Genomic DNA, 21,123 nt, shown 5'->3' on the forward strand with positions numbered 1-21,123 from the left:
TTTGCAACAAGATTTTATAAGTGTACATAAAAATAAATAACTATTTCATAGAGAAAAATGCACCGAATACAGAGTCGATAGGCATACTGTATCCGGTGCGTTGCAGACTTTTTAACCTTTCAGATAGTAATGCACATAGGCATTATAATCTCGACGCCTGGTAATCAACCGCAGCCAGATATAAAAGTGAGCAGTTTCCGAATACAAATTGAATTCGGTGGGCTCGCTGGTGGGTTGGGCGTACCCTCGGCAGAACCGTGTCAAGGTGTCCAAATTCCGAAACTCCGGCAGTTGGAACAGCGCATTCTGGAAAGCATCAATTTCATGGGCAGCTTCCAGAATGGGCGCGCTCTTTTGGCACTGATGCCAAGTGGTCCACCATTTCCATCCATCATAATCAGAACGGGAATAGGCTATCTCGCTGGCAGGCCGGGAACCCTGCTGGAATAGATCTTCAAAGGTGCAGGAAGTAGTCAGCAGCGGAGCTTCAAAATCGGTCTGCTGCTGGCTCAAACCGTTTTTGACAGCTGCCCATTCTGTTAGAGGAAGTGGGCAACGGTTGGCATCACGCAGGGCTTCATCCATACCGCACGCCTCGCAGATATGGACATCTGCATAGCGGCTCAGGGCGTTGATGACCAGCCGGTGGTCCAGTGGCTGCCCACATCGAAGACACAGGGGTGGTTGCTCCGCTTCTGGGGTAAACAGCAGTTTGTCCTGCTGCCATACGGTTTCCAACATGGATTTGGGATAGATATGGATCTTCATGATGATGTCCTCCTAATTTTATTCCTTTAATATTCGTACCGTTTCCTCCGGTCTTCAGACCAGGGAGGGTAGACACGCAATTCTTCCTGAAACATGGCCATCAGCTCGGTTGCCATGTCCTCTTTACGCCGATAGATGCGCTGCTTCTCTGTACCATCTGCATAGAGGATGGTAGTTTGGAGTGCGGGACCTTTCTGCGTGAAGATGAATTTGCGGCCATGAGAAGGGTCAAATGCCTCGATCCAGAGGGGCAGGGTGGAGGAACTCCCATCCAGACACCGCCAGCCGCTGTAATCGGTGTAGCTGAATCCGTTGATTTCTCGCGCCAGTCTTCGCAGGGCAAGATACAGCCGCTCAAAGCGGCGCCCCAGCTCGCCTTTCTGCCGCCGGATGTAGAGGGTATGCCCCTCATGATCCAGGGCATCCAGTTCTTTGCCATTAAACAGGTATTCAGGGTAAAGGCAGCCATCCGATTCAAGAATTTGCCCGGTAGGTTCCGCAAGGTGATTGTCTGACAGCCAGACTGGAAAAAGTCCGTCTGCGGCTTTTATATTGATGAAAGCGCAGTGGTCGGGCCGGATTCCGGTTAAGTTGGTGGTAAGGGTTTCCCAAAAAATCAGGATGCCGTGATCCTTTTCATAAAGCTTGATGGCGAGATTGCCGTTGGGATAGGTACTGATTTTCAAAGTCAGCTGGGATCGGTATTCGCCCAGCGTAAATGCGAGAGTATTCATAAGCGTTTTCCTCCAAAGAAGCACCGGACGTCTGCAAAAATGCAGATTTCCGGTGCTTCTTAGTGTGTGTTCCGGACAAGGAAACCGGAGCAGGGAGAGGAATGCAGTTCCTCTCTGGTCATCGTCAGCTACACAGCCAAAGTTTTTGACTCGAACTGATAGCGCAGAACCTGAGCCAGCTTTGTCCTGTTTTCACAAGTAATGCGATAGGTAGGGCCATAGTTGTGCCGCTGTTCATCCATCCTTCGAATGGAAATGCTAAATCGGGTGCCCTCCTGAGTGATCCACAGACGCCTGCCCGTGGCAGCATCTTCAGCAATAATCCATAAAGGGCACTGCATGGTCATGTAGGTCTGGGGGTAAGCACGCCAGCCGCTGCGGTCATGGTAACAGAAACCGGGGGTAGTCTGCCGCCTTTCATTCAGTACATCATAAATTGCCTTATATTTCATGCGCTGCACCGCCTTTCAAAGTTTTTCAGGTAGCCTGCATACCCTTCCGGGTCCAGCTCCTGCAGCCGGTTGGCACGAAAACGATATTCAGGATAGGTGCAGAACCCACTCTGCATGGTGCGGCCGGTTGGGATAGCCAGACCATGTCGGATGAGCCAGGTGGGAAATTCCGAATCGGCATTGGTGTCGATAAAGGCATGGTCTTTTTGCCGTTGGCCGGGCAGGTTGACGGTGAGAGTCGCCCAGGGTTCCGGGTCGCCGCTTTCCCATGTCACCATTTGTATGGCAAGGTTTCCATTCAGGTAGGAAGTCACCTGCAGCTGGATGGGGTGCGTGGCGCCAAATTTCTTGTAAGGCAAGGTAACAGGTGCCGCATCGGTATCAGGTTCTTCGTCCTCCACGCCCAGTTCCCAACTAAGGGACAGAATCTGGCTCTGGCTCAGCGTGCGGGCATATTTCTTTGCGTATTTTGGCTTGAAGAGCAGGGTACCGTCCTGCAGGAGCAGCTTTCCTTCTTTTTGCTCCTGGATACAGCGCAGCCCATGCAGACGGGGCTTTGCGCGCTCCACCGCATCGTGGATCTTCGGATGGTCAAACCATATGGAATACTGTACGGCTACATGGAGATGGGGATGCTCCTGAAAGCGTGAGCATAGGAGCTCCAGCACCTGTTGACAGACTTTTTTTCGTTTCTCCAGCGTCTGACGCTCGTTAAAGGTCAGCGTGAAATATGAGAAATCCCGTTCGGATGCGTCTGCGGCGCCGTTAAAGGGATTACACCAGAAGTACAGGTCCCATCGGTCGCTGCCATAGGACACAGGGATATTTTCGTCATACTGGTAGCAGACAAAGTCCTGTGCGATAGCTTCCATGACGGGTTTCATTGCTGCGCTGCTCTCCAAACTTGCTTGGCGGATATACTGATCCCATTCTTCGCGGGTGTGGCTGTCGTAAAACTGTTTGTTGGCTGCTGCCTCTGCTTCGGTGCATAGAGACTGCAGGCGCAGGGAGTGGACATCTTCTTTGACATAGCCTTTTTCAAACCATCTGGTATCAATATTCATATGAGAACGATCTTCGTGGATTTTCATTTTGCATCCTCCTTGTGTATAGTTGCTGCATTTTTTGACGCAGTGTGGTCATTGGTCTTTCCAGTCATAGAGCAGTAGGTCATGTCCGGAAGATTTGGCTTCGGCTCTTTTGTCCCGGAAACGGTAGTTGGTAAACACAAAGCCGGTGGGCTTGTGGGTATAGCGGACAGCCAGAATGTGGAACTGACTATTTAGCCATTCAGCTGAGTCTACGGCTTCCTCAACGGTGTTCTCAAAATCGGTGGCAAAGAGCCAGTTTTCCCAGTACCAACCATGCCCAACCGTTTCTATGACATCCGGCAGGGAGAGCAGCTTTTCCCTTAGTGCTTCCTGATTCTGCAGGTGCGGATATTGTGTATGAACGGACTGCACCAGCGATTGGCGGAATTGGCAGAAAGGTACGAAGGGTTTCTTGCCTTCAAAGTTACCATTGCCGTCCAGTGCACAGACTACGCCATCTGCAATCACTTCAAAGATGAGGTCTTCCCGGATGAGACTGCCATTTTCATTCCAGTCCGGTGTAGAGCTGTACCATGCGCCGCTTTCGGTATCCCGGTTGTAGTAGCGTACCGGTTCTGCAATGGTGCAGAATACATCTATACAGAATCCGGGATCTTCAAACAGAAAAGATATTTGTCGTTTTATCATCAGGTGTTTCCTCCTAAATGAAAAAAGGACCGGCAGGCCGCTAAATGCAGTCTGTCGATCCTTTCGGTTATAAGCCGCAGGTAATGCGGCAGGGTTCCTCGTTAAATCAAAGAGATAGGCACGATCAGATTGTTCTGATCAAAAGCGCCCAACTGGTCAGCCATGCACAGGATAGCACCAGTGCCGCGCTGCAGTGGGGACTTGTCGATCAGGTCAAATACCTTCGTCAATTTCTTTGGCGGCGAGGCCATCTTTTTGATCTCGATGGGAAACAGTTTTCCGTCACGCTCCAGGATCAGGTCGATTTCTCTGGCATCCTTATCCCGGTAATAGTACAGGAATGGCTCCTGGCCGGCGTTCTGATAGGTCTTGATGATTTCCGCTACGGTATAGTTTTCCAGTAGTGCGCCGCTCATGGCTCCTTCCATGGCTGTCTCCGGACTGCTCCAACGGGTCAGGTAGCAGACAATGCCGGAGTCGTAGAAGTAGAGCTTGGGTGTGGATACGGTGCGTTTGAGGACATTATTGGAATAGGGTTCCAATAAAAAGATGATCCCCAGCGCCTCCAGAACATGAAGCCAGTTTTTGGCTGTGGTCTGGTCGATCTCCGCATCATCGGCAATGCCCTTGTAATTGACCTGCTGGGAAGTCCTGGCGGCAACAGAACGCAGGAACCGCAAAAACTTCAAGCTGTCAATGTCATTGGACAGCCGCCGCACATCCCGTTCCATGTAAGTGTCAATGTAACTGGAATAGAAGATGGAGGCATTGGAATAGGTTCCTGTGACCAGGGCAGGCATCCCGCCCTGATGGATATGCTGAAAGACCTCTGGCGTGTTCAGCATTTGGCGTCCGTTCTGCCGTTCGGACAAAAGAGGCAGCTCCAGGCTGAACGGTGGTTCAGGAGGCCGTTTCATGATCTCACTCTGGGAAAGCGGTGAGAGGTGGAGCAGAGCCACCCGGCCTGCCAGAGATTCCTGTACGCCCTCCATCATCTTGAAAAGCTGAGAACCCGTCAGCCAGAAATCGCCGGGCTGATGGCGTTCATCTACCATGATTTTGATATATGGGAACAGTTCCGGTGCGTATTGCACTTCGTCAATGAGCAGCGGCGGCTGATACAGCTGAAAGAACATCTTTGGGTCCGTCTTGGCGAGTTCCCGCAGCGTCAGATCATCCAAAGAGACCTTTTTGCGCCCCTTGCCCTCGACCTCTATCAAATGTTCCAGCATGGTAGTTTTTCCAACCTGCCTTGGGCCGGTAAGCAGAAGCACAGGATACTGTTCATTCAGCTCCATCACCGGTTTCTCCATGTGTCGGGTGATATACACAGGCGTTCCTCCTTTCTTAATTTCGGCTGATATATTATTATATACCTATTTTAGCCGAAAAAATCTGATTTTGCAAGTAGGCAGTCTGCAAAGTAAATTTCAGTAGCGATTTTAAGGGTCATTCCTGCGCAGCGGAGGGGTTGATCATTTCCTTCAGACTGGCGATATACTGCTTCCATGCCTGTCTGGATTCTTCAGCACGCTTCAACTCGGCAAGCTGTTCTTCCGGTGACAGGGCTTCAAACTCGCATTGGCGGCAGTCCCTATCAATATCCAGAAAGATGCGGTTCAGGATGGAGAGAGCCAGTTCTGTAACAGTGGGGCTGTGTTCGTCAAGTGCTTTGCGTCCCTGACGAAACAATTCCAGATAGCGCTCATATTGCTGTTCGCTGATGAATTCCCAGCCGTAGGCTTCCTGGATGTCGCTTTCGCTATGGTATTGCATAGCTGCTTCAAATTCTGCCTCGCGGTCTGCGGCTTCCTTTTCGATGTGCCGCTTGAGCTTGGCGCGGATGCGCTCCAAGTCTTTGAGCAAAAGCTTGCAGGCTTTGGCCTCCATGAGATAACCGTGTGCTTCGCTGTTTAGATATTGCTGAGATGTATTTTTCATGCGGCAGCTTCCTCCTTGGATTTGGATTGAACAAAGAGTAGGAACCCATTGCTGGTATCCTCCAGAAGCTGCCATGTACCATCCCGCCAGACGCAGGCGGTTGCATCGTTGTAGACTTCCGGCGTCTTGGGCGGGTCGTCAAAGCATTCCGGCGTCACATAAAGGCACATATGTCCCATATAGAAGGGCTGCAGAGCTGCTTCTATCTCTTTGCGCAGGGCAAGGGCGAGGGATTCGATCTCGTCAATATCCTGGCGCTGAAAGGCAGCATCTGAGATCTGTTTGAGCCGCTTGGTTTGCTTCACAGCTGCATCTATATAGGGTACGGCCTCATCAAAGTATTTGTGTTTGATCCGCATACCGTCAAATACCAGAAAGCGGGTATAGGCGGTAGCGGCTTTACAGATGTCTTGCCGCAAGGCATCAAATGGTTTTTTGTACTTGGTTTTCAGCACCTCCATGGATACGACCTGCAGATTGCGCCGCAGGGTTTCCAGATGGTTCACTAAAGTGGTGCGTAGTTCATCTCGTTCCATAGGCATCCTCCGTGGGTAACTTCCGGGCGGTTATCCGCGCCGGAAGTGGCGGCAGTGCTCATGCACATTGGCGTGGGTAAACGCAAAGCTCTTGCAGGCCAGCAATCGGTTCCGTTCTCTGGAAGATTGCCGGGCAACGTTTGCATGATACTTTTTAACAGATGTTTTTATAGGGTTATTCGAGTTCAGGTTCCCAAGGGGTATCTTCCTCATAAGGCGCAGCCTCCTTTTCATTGTCAGTGGACTTGTCGGCAGCCCGTACCGTCAGCAGAAGGGCATCTTCCCCGACATCGCTGCTGTGGGACTTTTGGGCTCGTTTTCTTTTGCATCGTTCCACGGCTTTGTCATAGTCGTAGCCGATACCAGCTTGCAGCTTGTCCGCAATTTTACGTAGCTTTTCTGCATGGTACTCATAGGTAGCACGATGGAATCCAGTCAGCTCCCACTGATCGCACACCGATTCCAGAAGCCGGACATAATCCCGCAGTGCGTTGACTGTTTTGTAGATATCGCCATAGCAGGTAGTAAAGGTATGGACGCCATCAAGATCCCGAAAGCAAAAAATCAGTTCTTCCCCCAAAAACTGTTCCAGTTGGACTGATTGTGCGATCATTGGCCGAAAAGCTTCCTGGGGCAGTTCGGGCAGTCTGTTCTCATCCATTGCTATCCTCCTCATGTTCCGGTATTGGCGGCTGTGGGCCTAAGCCTGCCGCAAACATCTGCACAGCGGTACGGTAACCAGAGGCGTATGCCTGCTCCAATACAGCAGAATTGCGGCATTGTACCGCAGTCTGATACTGTTCAAAAGCGATGGATGCCTCGTTGGAGAGCAGCGGGAGCAGAGCTTTTTCTTTCTGTTGTACTGCCTGATTAAAAGGTGTGAGGCGTTTATCAAGCTTGAACACATCTGCTTCATATTCGCCATAATAGAGCGAAGTGAGAAAGCGTGGGTCTGCCGGAAAGGATATAGCAGATGGTGCAGGGCGGGAAAGCGCCGCCGCAATATCTTTGAGTGTGTTGATCAGTGCAGGGAGCTGAACATTAAAAAATCTTTGCCCCATTGCTGTTTCGTGTAAATTCATAAAATGAGGCCCCCTTTCTAAAAGCCATTTGCCTTTTACTGTTCCCTGGCAATCCGGTGCAGGTCTGCTAACAGGTGCCGGTTATTCTGCTCATACTGAGGCTGAAAAGGCTGGTCTAAATCAAAATTGTAATAGCGGTAGTAGATCACCTTGAATACAATGCCCTGCCGCATGTCAGGGTCAATGGCGCGCATCAGTTTGCCCAGTTCGGTGGCGATCTCATATTCCCGCTTTACATATTCTTTGTCTTCCCTCTTAAAATTCTGATACAACCAGTCCTTGACGGATACCCGGCTGCCGGTAAAGTGGCTCCGGTGCCGGTCCAGACACAGGCAGTATTCAAAATCACGGCCACGCTCCCCTGGACCTACGGTAAGAGGATAGATACGGCAGGTACGGGTACGGGCAGGGTAGACGGAACAGCGCCCATCCATAAGGAAGATACAGGGGCCGTTTGGGGCTTTTGTCTTGAGCATATAGATAGGGAAGCCTTCTTCGGTCAGTGGTTCCGGTTCGCAGTAGCGGAACAGGAAATCCTCTATTCCTTCAATGGGCTCACCTTTTGTTCGGAGATAGCGAGCCAGGCGGTAGGCGTCCAGACTCTCCACCATTACACAGCCTTCGATATTGCGGCAGCACGCCCCGCATTGACGGCAGGAAAAGGTAAACTGGTCTTTGGGGCGGACTGGTTGAATTTCATTCATGATTTCTTCGTTCATTTTGTTCCTCCATAAAAAGAGCCGTGACGGAATGGTATCCGCCACGGCCAGAACTTGTGGAATAGTCAGCGGGAGCCGGCTGTTCCAATCCATTTACAGTCCCTTCACGCACATGCGGCCAATCTCACAGGGAGCGGACTGACAGCCGCCAGCGGAAAAGGGGACATGGACAGATGGTAGTGGGAGTTCTGCGTTTCAAAACGGACGCAATCCTCCGACTCCTCCAGAATCGCCACCACACGCGAAGTGTGGTAGATGTTTCCTCCGGCGTGCAGAAGCGCACCCCGCCCAACAGACAGTGGACGTAGCAGAGAACCATTCAAAACGATCTGTTTCTTTTCTTTCTTCATTCGGTTTGACCTCCAATCTTTTTGAAAATGTGGATGTAAGGGTATTTCGTATCTGTAATGGGTTTACCCATAGCAAATGTCCAACAGCACATCATGGACTTCGGCCAGAAGCTCTTTAATGCGCCGCATAGGAACCTTCTGGGTGCGGGCAATCTCACGGATACCATAGCCGCCCTGTTTCAGATGCACAATATCCATTTGCTGCTTGGATACTCTGCCGGCCAGTTCGTGGAGCAGAAGATCCATTTCCAACTGCTGCATGATTGGGTCATGGGCAGGAATGGTATCTTCTAAAGGTGCACCATCAGGATATAATCCGACATGAATACTGAGAACCTCCATATTGCGCTTGCGGCGCTCCTGGGTACGGAAGTAATCGAATAAGCAGAATTTCATTCTCCGATTAGCGATGGTGGAAAAAGTGAACTGTTGTGCGGTGAGATCAGAAAAGTAATCCCGAACGGCTTTCAGATAGCCGAAAATGACTACATCGTAAAATTCATCTTCTGGCAACCGGTTTTCGTTCAGAAACTTATAGACCAGGCTATGATGGGCGGTGGCAAATGCCTGTTGTTCTTTGGTTAATGGTACTTCACATAACATTGTATTTTCCTCCTTAAATAAAAAAAGAGGGATACCTCCGGTGTGTTCAACCGAAGGCATCCCTTTGTTCATGTGTCATGTGGCGCAGGTCACATCAAGATACTTATGCGGGCAGCTGCTCGCAGTCACCATTGATCTGGCTGACAGTATAGTGACCGTCTGCCGGCTCGTTGGTCATGGCGCCAGGCTCGATTACATAATCGCAGCCGGTGTCGCGCTGCTCCTCAGTGATTTCGGTACGCTGTTGGAGCAGGAGTTTGATCTGCTCCTTAAAACTGTTGGCGTAAGCCCGGATCTGAGCCAGTTCCTCGCCCTGGAAATCCTGCAGCAGTTTGAAGGTAGCAACACTGTAGTCATTGGTGCCGTTGTTCTCACGCTTGAGACCAATCTGCACGATGCTTCCGCAGGTGGCGCGGCAGCGGAACATAAAAGCTCGATTCAAAAAGTCTTTGAAAGGTTTGATGCTGGTGGGGGGCAGATTTATCTGCAGAGGCATGTACTCTCCACTGCGGAGCAGGTAGAGTATACGCATATTTTTGCAGGCTTTTCCCTTGCTGCCATCAGGTGCAGAACCAAAGCGGTTCATTGCGCAGGTGGCGCAGGCACCGCCGGGTGTACCGATGCCGATCTTGCCATCCGCAGAAGAACAAAGCGGCGTGGTATCGTCATCGTACTCGCTGCCGGCCGGCCAGTAGGCGCAGGTGGCGTGGCTATGCAGAATGACGCCTACCAGAGTCTTTTCATAGTCAGGATTGTCCGGATCATCGGACGGCATCTCGAACTGGAGTGTGCCGCCGGCGGGAATCTTGACACGCGGAAAGCTCATCTGCAGACCATCGGCGTCCTCGGCCAGTTCCTCGGCGCTGAAATCGCTTTCGATCATAGTGGGGAGCATGAATTTTTCCTGTTTCATCAAATCGCTGTTCTGATTATACATAGTGGTTCCTCCTTAAAAATGTGATGGTTGCAGATGGTCAGGCGGCCATCTGATTGATACGGTTCCACTGCTGCCGGGGCATGGACAGGATATTGTATCCGATCCCCTCCAGGGCAGTGGCGCGGTCATAGCTGTCCACATCCTGACTAAAGCGTGTTACGGCATTGGATAGCCCATAGAGGGTCAGATCCTTGCCTTCAATCAGACGCTGCAGAACGCCGGTGCTTTCTTCCTCGGTGATATTGAAATCCTTGCTTGCCAGACGGACAACACTGGGAATATCAGTGGTATTCATCTGGACGGTTGTGGCTTCACGCATCATGCCGACTACCCGTGTAAACCGTGTTTCATCCACGGCGGCCATCACGGTATCCTTGATCTTCATGGCAAATGCGTGGTCATCAGCGGCCAATGTCTCCTGTGAGAACAGTTGGAAGTTTTCGTCTGCCTCATTGACCCGTCCGATGTGAGTACGGCGAGTCTGGGCATCGTTGACAACCATGCCGTTACTGCATACCAGCCGATAGACCAAAGGCTGGATGTTGACGGAACCCAGTCCAACCTCACTATTGCTGATGATAACGCCGGACTGCACGATGTCACCGGGTACAACTTCGGCTTCAAGCCGCTTGTTGACTACCTTGATGTACATACGGCTGTCCGTGATCTGGCAGCTTTCAAAATAGGCGTCCTCCATTTGCTGAATGACAGGAAGGACGATTTCTGCAATGTCCAGGTTGTCAATGCGGCGATAGCGGTTGCTCAAAAACGCCCGTACAGTGCCATCCAGGGTGCGGACCATACGCTGGGTCGGTTCCCGCTGGAACCAGGAATTCACATTCTCCGCCAGCAGTTCCGGATAATCGGAAAGCATACGGTCATAGTAAGCAGCCGGAATCTTCAGATGTGTGCCGATCTGCCGATGGGCGATCTGGTTGATCTCCAGTGGCTCCACCAGTGGGTCATCGTGGTCATCAAAGGTGTGGAGATAAAGTTGAGAACCAAAAGGTTCTACTTGAAGCCGACGGGTATCAAGCAAATAGTCTTGCTTGAGTTTGGATTGGCGTTCAATCTGCTGTGCCATTTCCACGATGGTAAGTCCTGATTTCATTCGTCAAGTTCACTCCTTTCTCTGTGTTCCTTGGCAGCAGAAGCATTACCAGGACACCTGAATGCCCTGGGCAGTGACTTCAGCGGCCAGACCATTGCTTTCCAGAACCTCTGCCAGACGGGGCCAGTAGACCTTCTGGGGAAAGTTGTTCAGATGCTCCTGAGAAACAGCATCTTCGCCCTGCTCAATGCAGATATCACCGTCTTCCCGAAGCGTCAGTTTACTGTGCCCACGGGAATTAAGGTCGGAGATCAGTGCTTCCAGTACAGAGCGTCCTTGCGTTTCATACCAGATACGGGGATCAACAGGCTGCCTGTTCGGAGGTGTTGCATCATCCTCGTTAGTTTCTCCGCCGACCTTGGACAGCGGAACGATTTTGACCATATCGCATTTGATATTGGCGTTCTGATCCAGTGTCACATCGGCGTGATCAAACTCGTCAATGCCAAACACACGGATTCGGCCGGTACCGCCATTGCGGATCAGCTGCTCCGGCTGCTTTTCACACCACTCGAAGGTGGCTTGCGGATAAGCGGAGCGCAGATATGCCAGAATACGATGGTTGGTGTGGCGCACCAGAAGGTCATCGGAGTTGGTGCCGCCCAAGTCAGGAATCTCAAAACTTCGTGTTTGGATGCCTTCTGCATGGAGCTGTCTGGTGCGCTGTTGACGCTGGCGACGCCGTTGGGCCTGCTGCATATAGGGGAGAAGCAGGATCAAAACTACCCACAGTCCCCAGAGAGTGAAAACGCCCAGCAGCAGCCAGATCTGCCAGGGCCTGCGCACGAGAGCCATAATTGCGATGACCGCACCAATCAGGATCGTGATGCTGCCACTCAAAAGTCCTCTGTCATTATTCATGTTTGATACCATCCTTTTTTCTGAATTTGTTGGAAAACAAAAAAAGAGGGACCGCACCAAGCTTTCAGTTTCATTCTGAAAAACTTGATACGGTCCCTCTTAGGAGCCGAAGTAAACTACTCCGGCAGGGATTCACGGTCACCGTCCAATACCTCCGCGGGAGGCAGTGCGGGTTCCGCCGTAATGTCCGGGTCATTCTCTTGTCTGTTCGCCGCGGCGGGCTGTTTGGGGAGAAAACCGAAGTCATTTAGACTGACCTTCAGTTTCTTTTCCAATTTGCCGTCCTTCATGCGAACATCTACCAGCCGCTGTGAGCCGGCAAGCCAGATCATACTGCCTTTTTTGACCTTGAATTGCATGAGCCGGGTGACATCTGCATCCCAGGCCCACACCTGATAGAACTGCGTCCAGTTTTTGGTGCGTTCCATCAGATCAAAGCATACATAGCTTTGTTTGGACTGGCTTTCTTTGGGTACGAGGTCGTTCATGACGCGCCCGAACACAAAAATCTGTGCCATAACACTCCTTTCTGCCATTGGCATTATTATCTATATAAAAAAGTGCCAGCAGTTTTTCGACCCTAAAAGGGCGCAAAAAATCACTGACACTTGCATACAAACTTAACAGCGTGTGCAATGCAGGCTTTTGGCCTACGGTACAGATCAAAAAGACCTGTATTCCCAAATGGGATACGCACAAAAATCAATTACAGATACAGTATAGCACTGCATCTTGTGCCTGTCAAGATGTAAAACACTATATATAGATTTATAGCCAGCGACAAGTACGATATGTAGTAGTTGAAAAGGTTTTACTCTGTAAGATGGTTCATAACGCGGTAGTAGTCATCCAATAGGTAGAACTGAGTCTTTGTTGGGGATGCCGTTTGATAGTCAAAGGTCAGGCCGTATAGGCTTCCGGTGCCATCTACTCCCAGAGGACCAAACCAGCAGGACATTGTATGGCCGTTGAAATACCATAGCTGCAGGTCATTATATTCCGATTCGGTAACGAGTCCTTTGCGTGCCAGCCGAAGGGCGTCATCTTCACTGATCAAAGGATGGGACAGAAAATGGTGGTAGAGATCATCGGACATACCAAGTGCCTGCTGGTAGGTAAGCGGGTTGGGATTGTCCAGCCACCAGCGGGTCAGCGCTTCAAAGTCATGGACGACTGGGCGGGGCGTAAGGCTGCGGAATTGCTTTAGAAAAGCGATTACTGTTTCTGGAGCAGCTGGAGCTGGTATAGGTATTTCCTGTACACAGTCATTGAGAAAGGCAAACGCGATTTTTTCACCGGTTTTGTCCTCCAGCATCAGTCCGAAGCGCGACAAAGGAGCGAGCAGGAAATGCTCCAGCGCAAAGTTTTCTTCCAGAAAGCGATAGACTTTATATTGTTCGATGGTATGGGGCTTATACATAGGAAACCCTCCTTTCCTTGATCTACCCAATAAATAGGGACAGAAGGAATGTATTCTGCAAAATATAAGGAAATCAGGCGTTGGTCATTGTGATTTGCAAAATGCCCTTTAAGAAAGCGAGGTGGCTCAAAACCACCTCGCATTTTTAGGATTCAGAGGACGGATCGGGATGTTACTCCGGCTCGCTGATTGCTTCATAGCCCAAAAAGCTGTTCGTTGAAAGGGCTGCGTCCAGATAGTCATTTCCCACGGCAGGCCGCGCCCCTTTCTGAAAGTAAAATCGGTAGGGTGCGCCTATTTTAAGCCGGGCCGATTTACTGAGAAGCAGTGTGATCTCTATACCATGGCTGTCTATCAGATGTACTTTGCGGTAGTGGCGGAGCATAGGTGTACTGATACCGGCGCAGATGCCTTCCACTACCTCGTAGTTCTTATGTGCTGCAGTCGCCCAGATCCATCGACAGGATATAAGACAGGCGCAGAGTACGACAATCCCCAATGCCAGCAGGATATGATCTTTAGTCGCCACGCAGATGATGACGCTGATTCCCGCACTGGCGATTCCGGCCAGCAGAGTGAGCAGAAACTTTCGCTGCAATACGGTGGGAAAAAGAGTCCATTGTTTCATCATGCTCATACCCTCTCAAAGATAATCTGCTGCCGCAGATAAAGATTGGCAACGGCTAATGTCACTGGCTTGCTGCTCTGGCTGATTTTGACCATGCTGGCAATGTTGTCACTGGTGGTCGTTTCATCTCCGTAGAGGGAATCCAAAAGCGCACATTCATTGGGGAGGCGGGAAATATTTTTATCTATGCACTTGATGATCTCTGCAGTGGAGAGCAGGGCTTGGCCGGCAAGGCGCATGACCAGAACTTCGTATTTGGTGCGTTTATCTTTCTGGAACAGTTTCCGCGCAGCGGATACCGGAACATGTGCCAGCAGCGTCAGCTTGACAAAAGAGGCGAGCCGGAGGAAGAACGGTCCGCTGGTTGGGATAATGCTGAGCGAACCAAGCAGGTCATACAGAGCATCGTATTCTGTTTCACCGCTGCCGGATACCAGAAGACCGCGGGTAAGCAGTCGGTTTGTACAGTCTTCCCAAGAACGCTCGGTACAGTAACCGGATGCGGTGGCTAGCTTTTCGTATTCTTGTGCGATGTCATCCCAGCGCAGGATTCTCCAGTTGAGCATGCTCCAAATCACCATTTCCTGCATATCGGCCATGTACTCCTGACCGCCTAACAGGATGATTGGACAACTGCGGTTGCAGCCGTTTGTCCTTCGTTCAAACCGGCCGACCGCAGTGTATAGGGTTTTGATTGCCATATTTCGATACCTCCTTTTTATACATATCCCTTACTGTTATTGATGCTGATTTTCAACAGATCAAAGCAGGCAGGTTAAAAAGTCAGGGTCATTGCGAAGTTTTTCCAGGGAGCGGGAGATCCAGGCGCCCACATGGGAAGGAGGGACTTGATAGAGGGCGGCGATGTCTGTAATGCGCATTCCCTGAACCTTCAGCGCCAGTGCTTCGATGCCAAGTCTGGCAACGCCCTGATAGTTCTGTTTGCTGGCTTCCAGCAGATCAAGGGTCTCCAGACGAGAAAGGTGGGAGTCAAAATGGTCATCCGGCTGGTCTACCTGCTCTCCATCTGCGGCCAGCTCGCCCTGTTCTCCGATGATCAGCCGACTGATGTGCCGCCCCTGACTACAGATTTTTCGGCAGTAGGAGAGGAGTCCATTTTTCACAACCTTTTTGGCGTAGGTTGAAAACTGCGCCTGTCCGGCATTGTAGGTAAAAGCGGCCTTGCAGAGCCACAGGCATCCTTCCTGAAACAGATCTCCGTACTCCAGACCACAGATGCCGGGATTTACATGGATGTTGTTGACAATGACCCAGTGAACGATGGATAGGTTTTTTTCTACCAGTGTCTGCTGGTCTTTGGTAAGCTTAAAGTTTTGCTTCATCAGGCTTCACCTCCGTTCAGGCAGCACGCCCGGATGTGTACGCCGGAGCCTGCTGACAGAGGGAAATGACTTGCTCACACATATATTCGGAAAACTGGCCGATGTGGGTCTGGTGTGCATCAAGCCCCAGTTTGGCTTGCAGCCAGATATAGACCTCCCATTTTTCCATATGGCAGTCCTGCTGCAGTTTTTTTAGGGCACGATGGGCCAGAATGCGTTTGTGGCGCAGATCGCCATTCGCCAGTGTCCCCATGGGGAGCAATGTGCGCTCATGAGCACTGACATAGGCATTGCAGGCCGGCCATCTGTCGCAGACATACAGGAATTTTCCTCTGGTCTGTGGAGTAGATCCATACACAAGGCTTGCAGGCCGAAGAGAAGCGTGAGCATGACAATAAGGACATTTGATTTGCTTTTGTTTCAATAAAATCACCTCCATTACGCGCCGATGACGGCGGCATTGCGTCTTAACAGGCAGAATCATCCGAAGTAGGTATCCCGGTCTGGGCATAGCTGTAAAAACGGACATACATGGTCCGAAGAGGTATGCCATTCCAGAAACTTGGTATAAGCAGTCCGGAACGAGCGGCACTCCAGAATTGCAGAGCATTCTTCGGGGTCCACTGCTTCTCCACTCAGCTTCCGCACTGTCTGGACGGACAGAAAGATCGGCTGACAGCCTGCGTCTGCTGCCATCAGGAACCCCTCACAGGATGCCTGCCGGATCATTGGACAAAGTGAACCGCTGCAGCGGATGAACAGGGCGTTGCGCCAGTTACCCCGGACTGCCTGCAGAAAGGAATAGAACTGACACGGTTTTTGATTCATGCTTTCACCTCCATTAGTCGTTATCTGCAAATAAAAAAGGGGCCAGCTGCAGAAGTTCTGCAAACTGGCCCCTGATTTGGTGCTTAGGAGAACAGACTTTCAATCTCTTCAGTGATGCGGGGGATGACCGTATCGTTGAAGATGAGGGTCAGAGCCGCCAGGAGCAGCGCACCCAAAACTACGGCGATAATGATCTTGACGGCATCCGAAATGTAAAAATCGCCGCGCTGATTGGACAATGCCATACGGCCGCGGTTGAGCAGATAGTTGGCTTTGGTATAGATACGGGTCGTGAATTTTCTCATGGTTAACCTCCTGTTATGTGTTTGATTTGTGGTTGGGTAGGTATATCAAGTCCACCGTCTGTTAAGCGCGGCGGATAGGCTTGATCAGATTGTTTTTGTTGGAACGGGGCCGGTTCGGATATGCTTTAGGCCGCTGGAACAGCAAGCAACGAAATCGGCGTTTTTTGGTGCCGGTATCATTCGGCGGATAAAATTTCTTTTTGGGCATAGGCATTCTCCTGTAAAAAATGAAGCCGGGCTGATGAAACAGACCGGCTCAGTTAGGACCAATGGAAATAATGTGCCTGTCGCTATGGAAAATCGCTTGGGTACAAACGCTCACCTCCCTGTGTATTTGTCTTCCATATGAGGAGCAGGTATGAAAACGCCCGGAAGTACCGGGTCGGATACCAATTAGCCAAAGAACGCCCCGAGCGAACTCATAACCTCGGTACAGAGCACCACCAGATAGATAATCATAATGCAAATCAGCATCATCATAGAGTAACGCTGAATCTTTTTGGGACGTTTGGCAGCTTCCTTCTTCAGATTGTTCTGCTCGATCTGGCGCATATCGAAAGTAATCATTTTGAAGTACATCCGCTGATCATCGCCGCGCAGGACACCAATCAGGCCACGGATCACATCGGACAGCATGGGGCTGCCAATGCGGGTTTCAAATCGAATGAGGGCATTTTCATAGTTGCCGGTCTTCATATCAGCAATGGTCTGATCCAGCTCGGCGCCGAAGTCTTTCCCAGCCACACGGCGGTAGGAAGTCAGAATTTTAAGTACATCCCTGTCATTTTCAAGGCTCTGGCCGACGGTCAAAGCAAATCGGGGGATCTCTCCCTCGATCAGTTTGCGGCGCTTTTTAACAAAATCAAAGGCTGCATAGTAGGTTGAAAACCACAGCGCTACCGCAAGGCCAATCAAAATAGGTACCAGCAGCGGAATAAGAAATGCCATGGGGATGGCACACAGGCCAACTGCCCCTGCAGTTACCCAGGCTCTGGCTGTATAGACCTCCGGGGTAAGCTGCAGACCTGCAATGTCCAGAGCGCGTTGCACCTTATTGCGCTTGAGCCGGTCCAGCCGCAAATAAGGGGCGATCCAACCGGCGATTTTTGTCACATAGACATCAAGCAGCTTTTCATTTTTGGTGCCCTGCTGTTTGCGGGAGAGCATCATCATTTGTGAGGTCTTCTTGGTCGGGATGTCCACAAAGGCACAGGTCAGGTTGTAGACAGCAAAACCGAAGAAGATGATGGCGATGAGCGCCAGAAAGGTCATACGCTATCACCTCCATATTCGATGGGCTTGCTCAGTTTCATAATCTGGGTCAGCGCAAACAGGATGATGGCTGCACAGATTGCCAGTGCAATTTTGCCCGGTGTGGTGAAGATAAGGGTGTGGAACCAATCCTCATTCAAGAAATAGAGCATCGGCACATTGGCGATAACCAGAAATATCATGGTGATGGCTTCACGCCGCGGTCCTTGCATCATTGCCTCCAGTTCCGACTGCACCACACGCACATCGGAGAATTTCTGGTTGATGGTAGGCAGGGTATTCTTCATACTGCGGTCGGACTGGCATTGGATGAGGGTACCGCACCATTCATGGAAGACCCGGTTGGGAATCTTCATCTTCAGGCTGTTGATAGCACTGGTGATGTTGGCATTGATCAATTCCGCTTCATAAACGAAGGCTTCAAAGTTGGCTTTTACCGGCTCATTGATATAGGGCAGGTTTTCCTTGACAGAACGGATCAGATCCTCGGTGCGCAGGTAGGAAGTCGTGATGATGGAAATAGCGGTTTCCAGTTCTTCATTCAGATGCTTTTTATAGCTGGCGGCAGTGCTGCGCAGATACCAGATCGGTATAAGGGAAAAACCGATACCCAGAATGGGCACCATGTACACATTCCCAATCAAAAGAGCCAGCACAGCCCCCACAGCGAACAGAATCAGGGACAGTCGTTTTATTGCCTCATAGCGGTCCGCCCGTCCGGTACCCTTCAAGATCTGTTTCAGTTCGTAATCCTGATTAAAAAAACCCTTGGCTGGTGTGCCCAGAAGAACATTCAGTTCATCAGACAAGGTGGCGGATTTTCGCTGGGAGCGGAAGAGGGCGTCAATAAAATCACCCGGCTTCACACCAAACAGAGCCAAAAGCCCAGCACTGAGCAGGATAAAACAGATAAGATAGATCCATTGCAATTAACCCACCTCCTTTGGCGGCTGCATGAATTCTTCCAATTCCTTGTTGGAAATGCCATTGTCCAACAGCCTTTTCTTCAAGGAATCGGAGATCAAGCCGATTTTTTTATGGTGCCCCACCACACGGGTTTCACCACGGTCATCAGTTACATTGTCCTCCACTTCATATTTGTATAGGGAATGGGCGATCAACCGCCCGTCCTGGTAGTCCTCGCCCTCGATGATTTCCATGATCTTACGGGAACGGTCCTCCAGCTGCTTGGTAAAGACGATGATGGGATACGCCTCTACCATGATCTGCATGAGGATGGAGTCATCCATGTTGTACTTGCGTTTGGCAAGGGTCATCATCCTGCGGTAAGTACTGTTGCAGGAATTGGAGTGGATGGTGGTACATACGGTATGGCCGGTGCGGGAACTTTCGGCTGCGGACAGGCTTTCTGCCGCTGACCGCATTTCACCTACACCGATGACATCCGGATGCTTACGCAGCACCCGCTCCAGAAGAAAATCCTGATTGATGTTCAGCGCAGGGTTCTCGCTGGGGCGGGTCAGCAGATGTACCACGGAATTGAGGATATTGCCCTGTGCATCCCGCTTGACCAGATCAAATTCGCGGCTGCCTTCTTCAATGGTAATAAGGCGCCGGTTATTGGGCACATTGGACAGCAGCCAGGCCATGATCGTGGTCTTGCCGGAGCCGGTGGAGCCGGCAATGCAGACGGACACCCCATATCGTATACAGGCAGTCAGAAAGTGAAGCATTTCAGCGGTGGCACTGCCGGAGTTCAGCAGTTTTTCTTCACTGACGGTCTGCTGGTTGACAATACGGATGGAGGCATTGACGCCTACATCTGCATCCACAATGGGAGTTTTGTCCACTGAAATACGGATGTTTTTGTCCAGAAATCCCACAATGCTGGGCATAGTATCATCAATGACCATGCCGCAGGCGTTGAGCATTCGGCGGATCACATCGATGGCGTGCTGGGGCGAACTGAATTTATCAGAGATCTTGATACTGCGCCCACTGGATTCGATCACTTCAATGTCGTTGTAGGCGTTGATGTTGACCTCCTCAACACCAGGCTTATAGATCCATTTCTTCAAAAAGGAGTAGCCGGCCATGTCTTCATAGAGCTTGGAACACAGTTCTTTTGTAGAGAGCCCGTCAAGGGCATATTTGCGTTTGACAATGTAGTGTTCCATCAGTTCTTTCAGCAGGCTTGTGGCACGCTCTGCATTGCCTTCCCCAGCTTCAGCAATGGTGGAGGCATGGTTTTCGGCAAAATACCGCTGTACATCCTCCAGTACCTGGTCATAGGTCAGCTCCTGATTGGCGGCCGGTGTGAAGAATATATCATTCAAATTACTCATCGGCATCCTCCTCACATTCATACGCTGCATCATCCTCTGACTGTTCGGCCAGTTCCATTTGCTCCAGAATTTCCAGTACCTTGTTCAGTGAAGCAGTGTATTTGGGGTTACAGTAGGTGATAGCCTTGAACATACCGCCTTCGGTAGCACAGCGGTCGATCTCCTTACTGTAGGGAAGCAGGCCGTCAAACCCGCCAATGATATAGCCCATTTCATCCAAGGCGTGGAAGGGACGGGCCAGACCGGCGAATGTCATATGCTCAGAAAACCGGAAGCGCTCGTCCACAAGCAGAGGTTGATGGGCTTTCAGGTAGTTGATGCCCTTTAGGTCCGGGGTGAGGATACGGATGACCACATCGCCGGCTTCAATGGCGGCGGGAGTGAACACATTGGTCATGCTGGTGCTGCAGTCCAGAATGACGAAATCTACCAGTTTGGCGGCAGCATGAATGAGCTGCAGTACCATGGTATATTTGACCTCTGGGTAGCTCAGCGGGTTTTCTCCTGCCGCATAGCCCATCATCCCAATGAAGGGATAGTTTTTCAGCACTGTCACATGACTGGCGACCAGAGATGTATCAATCTCCACACTGCTCAAAACCTGGCCGATAGAGGTATTGGTCTGGATGATCTGCTCCGGTAGCCAGACCGGCAGCATAGGGACATTCATATCGGCATTGATAATGATGGCTTTCCGCTTGTCCCGGGTCAGGGCTTTGGCCAGAATACAGCAGAACATGGATTTGCCGCTGCCGGGGCTTCCCCAGACGGTGATAACTTTACCCATAACGAAGATCCTCCTTCCTTGATTTGATTATTCTGCCGAGGGTGCAGTTTCATTAGTGGATTGTGCAGACTCTGCAGTTTCCGTTTCCTGGGGTTCACTTTCAACATCAGAATTTTCCGCATCTGCAGCTTCTTCCTCAATCAAAGTTTCGGGGAAGTAGATTTCCTGCAGAGTCTTATCCTGCTCGGCAAGCAGCTCATCTGCCAGTTTGTCATTGTTGCGGGAGATAAGAGCCACATGAGCTACGCCGTCATTTTCAAGACCGGTAATGATCTTCGCCTGTTCAGGGCTTGCCAGCACAGTGATGGTGGCTGACTGCTGCTTTTCTTCATCCTCCGTGGGCTCCTTGGCATTATCCACATTGATGCCGTCTGAGTCTGTGACGGACAATACTTTGACAA

The 21,123-nt window shown here is 50.8% G+C and carries 29 protein-coding genes and 1 pseudogene; all 30 read right to left on the reverse strand.

The features are described from left to right. Positions 1 to 111 precede the first annotated feature (111 nt). Positions 112 to 768 (reverse strand): hypothetical protein, encoded by a 657-nt coding sequence (locus tag WMO62_RS14030; protein WP_227589416.1) that lies wholly within the window; start codon positions 766 to 768, stop codon positions 112 to 114. A 26-nt stretch (positions 769 to 794) separates the two neighbouring features. Next, positions 795 to 1,502 carry a DUF4313 domain-containing protein gene (locus WMO62_RS14035; RefSeq protein ID WP_227589415.1) on the reverse strand — a complete coding sequence of 236 codons (708 nt, stop codon included), beginning with the start codon at positions 1,500 to 1,502 and terminating at the stop codon, positions 795 to 797. A 128-nt stretch (positions 1,503 to 1,630) separates the two neighbouring features. Then, positions 1,631 to 1,954: a hypothetical protein gene (locus WMO62_RS14040; protein WP_006874331.1), complete on the reverse strand. Its 324-nt coding sequence runs from the start codon at positions 1,952 to 1,954 to the stop codon at positions 1,631 to 1,633. Then, on the reverse strand, positions 1,951 to 3,045 hold the full coding sequence (locus WMO62_RS14045) for a DUF4313 domain-containing protein (RefSeq protein ID WP_227589414.1): 1,095 nt from the start codon (positions 3,043 to 3,045) through the stop codon (positions 1,951 to 1,953). Before WMO62_RS14045 ends, WMO62_RS14040 begins: the two co-directional genes overlap by 4 nt. A 48-nt stretch (positions 3,046 to 3,093) precedes the next feature. Then, on the reverse strand, positions 3,094 to 3,693 hold the full coding sequence (locus tag WMO62_RS14050) for a hypothetical protein (RefSeq protein WP_227589413.1): 600 nt from the start codon (positions 3,691 to 3,693) through the stop codon (positions 3,094 to 3,096). A 101-nt stretch (positions 3,694 to 3,794) separates the two neighbouring features. Continuing rightward, positions 3,795 to 5,024 (reverse strand): ATP-binding protein, encoded by a 1,230-nt coding sequence (locus WMO62_RS14055; protein ID WP_331465188.1) that lies wholly within the window; start codon positions 5,022 to 5,024, stop codon positions 3,795 to 3,797. Positions 5,025 to 5,142: 118 nt separating this feature from the next. Next, complete coding sequence (locus tag WMO62_RS14060; RefSeq protein WP_227589412.1) at positions 5,143 to 5,634, reverse strand: adenylosuccinate lyase; 492 nt, start codon at positions 5,632 to 5,634, stop codon at positions 5,143 to 5,145. Further along, positions 5,631 to 6,170, reverse strand: a complete 540-nt coding sequence (locus tag WMO62_RS14065; protein ID WP_003502000.1) for a hypothetical protein — start codon at positions 6,168 to 6,170, stop codon at positions 5,631 to 5,633. The genes WMO62_RS14060 and WMO62_RS14065 overlap by 4 nt, the downstream gene beginning before the upstream one ends. A gap of 175 nt (positions 6,171 to 6,345) precedes the next feature. Further along, positions 6,346 to 6,783 (reverse strand): hypothetical protein, encoded by a 438-nt coding sequence (locus tag WMO62_RS14070; protein ID WP_270224393.1) that lies wholly within the window; start codon positions 6,781 to 6,783, stop codon positions 6,346 to 6,348. A gap of 40 nt (positions 6,784 to 6,823) precedes the next feature. After that, entirely contained in the window at positions 6,824 to 7,252 is a 429-nt protein-coding gene (locus WMO62_RS14075) for a DUF6809 family protein (RefSeq protein ID WP_003502005.1), read from the reverse strand. A 35-nt stretch (positions 7,253 to 7,287) separates the two neighbouring features. Beyond that, positions 7,288 to 7,971 carry a YkgJ family cysteine cluster protein gene (locus tag WMO62_RS14080; RefSeq protein WP_003502007.1) on the reverse strand — a complete coding sequence of 228 codons (684 nt, stop codon included), beginning with the start codon at positions 7,969 to 7,971 and terminating at the stop codon, positions 7,288 to 7,290. A gap of 104 nt (positions 7,972 to 8,075) precedes the next feature. Then, complete coding sequence (locus WMO62_RS14085) at positions 8,076 to 8,321, reverse strand: hypothetical protein (RefSeq protein ID WP_003502009.1); 246 nt, start codon at positions 8,319 to 8,321, stop codon at positions 8,076 to 8,078. Between the two features lie 63 nt (positions 8,322 to 8,384). Further along, positions 8,385 to 8,924, reverse strand: a complete 540-nt coding sequence (locus tag WMO62_RS14090) for a hypothetical protein (protein ID WP_003502011.1) — start codon at positions 8,922 to 8,924, stop codon at positions 8,385 to 8,387. A gap of 103 nt (positions 8,925 to 9,027) precedes the next feature. Then, positions 9,028 to 9,861: a hypothetical protein gene (locus WMO62_RS14095; RefSeq protein ID WP_003499649.1), complete on the reverse strand. Its 834-nt coding sequence runs from the start codon at positions 9,859 to 9,861 to the stop codon at positions 9,028 to 9,030. Positions 9,862 to 9,898: 37 nt separating this feature from the next. Then, complete coding sequence (locus WMO62_RS14100) at positions 9,899 to 10,816, reverse strand: DUF932 domain-containing protein (protein WP_227589411.1); 918 nt, start codon at positions 10,814 to 10,816, stop codon at positions 9,899 to 9,901. A 201-nt stretch (positions 10,817 to 11,017) separates the two neighbouring features. Next, positions 11,018 to 11,833 (reverse strand): hypothetical protein, encoded by an 816-nt coding sequence (locus WMO62_RS14105; RefSeq protein WP_003499647.1) that lies wholly within the window; start codon positions 11,831 to 11,833, stop codon positions 11,018 to 11,020. A 116-nt stretch (positions 11,834 to 11,949) separates the two neighbouring features. Then, the gene (locus tag WMO62_RS14110; protein ID WP_003499646.1) at positions 11,950 to 12,351 is read right to left on the reverse strand and encodes a single-stranded DNA-binding protein; all 402 of its coding nucleotides are present in this window, start codon (positions 12,349 to 12,351) and stop codon (positions 11,950 to 11,952) included. 293 nt (positions 12,352 to 12,644) lie between these two features. Then, positions 12,645 to 13,253, reverse strand: coding sequence for a hypothetical protein (locus WMO62_RS14115; RefSeq protein WP_003499645.1), 609 nt, complete (start codon positions 13,251 to 13,253; stop codon positions 12,645 to 12,647). A gap of 172 nt (positions 13,254 to 13,425) precedes the next feature. After that, entirely contained in the window at positions 13,426 to 13,884 is a 459-nt protein-coding gene (locus WMO62_RS14120; protein ID WP_308459193.1) for a hypothetical protein, read from the reverse strand. 2 nt (positions 13,885 to 13,886) lie between these two features. After that, complete coding sequence (locus tag WMO62_RS14125) at positions 13,887 to 14,582, reverse strand: hypothetical protein (protein ID WP_003499643.1); 696 nt, start codon at positions 14,580 to 14,582, stop codon at positions 13,887 to 13,889. Positions 14,583 to 14,642: 60 nt separating this feature from the next. Beyond that, entirely contained in the window at positions 14,643 to 15,224 is a 582-nt protein-coding gene (locus WMO62_RS14130) for a sigma-70 family RNA polymerase sigma factor (RefSeq protein WP_050624190.1), read from the reverse strand. Between the two features lie 16 nt (positions 15,225 to 15,240). Continuing rightward, entirely contained in the window at positions 15,241 to 15,648 is a 408-nt protein-coding gene (locus WMO62_RS14135; RefSeq protein WP_243139228.1) for a zinc-finger-containing protein, read from the reverse strand. 56 nt (positions 15,649 to 15,704) lie between these two features. Continuing rightward, positions 15,705 to 16,052, reverse strand: a complete 348-nt coding sequence (locus tag WMO62_RS14140) for a hypothetical protein (RefSeq protein ID WP_003499640.1) — start codon at positions 16,050 to 16,052, stop codon at positions 15,705 to 15,707. Between the two features lie 83 nt (positions 16,053 to 16,135). Beyond that, the gene (locus WMO62_RS14145) at positions 16,136 to 16,357 is read right to left on the reverse strand and encodes a DUF6133 family protein (protein ID WP_003499639.1); all 222 of its coding nucleotides are present in this window, start codon (positions 16,355 to 16,357) and stop codon (positions 16,136 to 16,138) included. Between the two features lie 61 nt (positions 16,358 to 16,418). Then, positions 16,419 to 16,565, reverse strand: a complete 147-nt coding sequence (locus WMO62_RS14150; RefSeq protein ID WP_006873413.1) for a hypothetical protein — start codon at positions 16,563 to 16,565, stop codon at positions 16,419 to 16,421. A 185-nt stretch (positions 16,566 to 16,750) separates the two neighbouring features. Further along, a complete protein-coding gene (locus tag WMO62_RS14155; protein WP_050624192.1) occupies positions 16,751 to 17,629 on the reverse strand; it encodes a type II secretion system F family protein in 879 nt (292 codons plus the stop codon). Then, positions 17,626 to 18,558: a type II secretion system F family protein gene (locus WMO62_RS14160; RefSeq protein ID WP_003499637.1), complete on the reverse strand. Its 933-nt coding sequence runs from the start codon at positions 18,556 to 18,558 to the stop codon at positions 17,626 to 17,628. Before WMO62_RS14160 ends, WMO62_RS14155 begins: the two co-directional genes overlap by 4 nt. Continuing rightward, complete coding sequence (locus WMO62_RS14165) at positions 18,559 to 19,935, reverse strand: CpaF/VirB11 family protein (protein WP_003499636.1); 1,377 nt, start codon at positions 19,933 to 19,935, stop codon at positions 18,559 to 18,561. Next, positions 19,928 to 20,722, reverse strand: coding sequence for a CpaE/TadZ family protein (locus WMO62_RS14170; protein ID WP_003499635.1), 795 nt, complete (start codon positions 20,720 to 20,722; stop codon positions 19,928 to 19,930). Before WMO62_RS14170 ends, WMO62_RS14165 begins: the two co-directional genes overlap by 8 nt. 27 nt (positions 20,723 to 20,749) lie before the next feature. Then, a pseudogene (locus tag WMO62_RS14175) lies at positions 20,750 to 21,123 on the reverse strand (Flp pilus assembly protein CpaB); the annotation flags it as partial.

Origin of the sequence: Hominiventricola aquisgranensis, assembly GCF_040096225.1 — a bacterium.
Taxonomy (GTDB): Bacteria; Bacillota; Clostridia; order Lachnospirales; family Lachnospiraceae; genus Hominiventricola; species Hominiventricola aquisgranensis.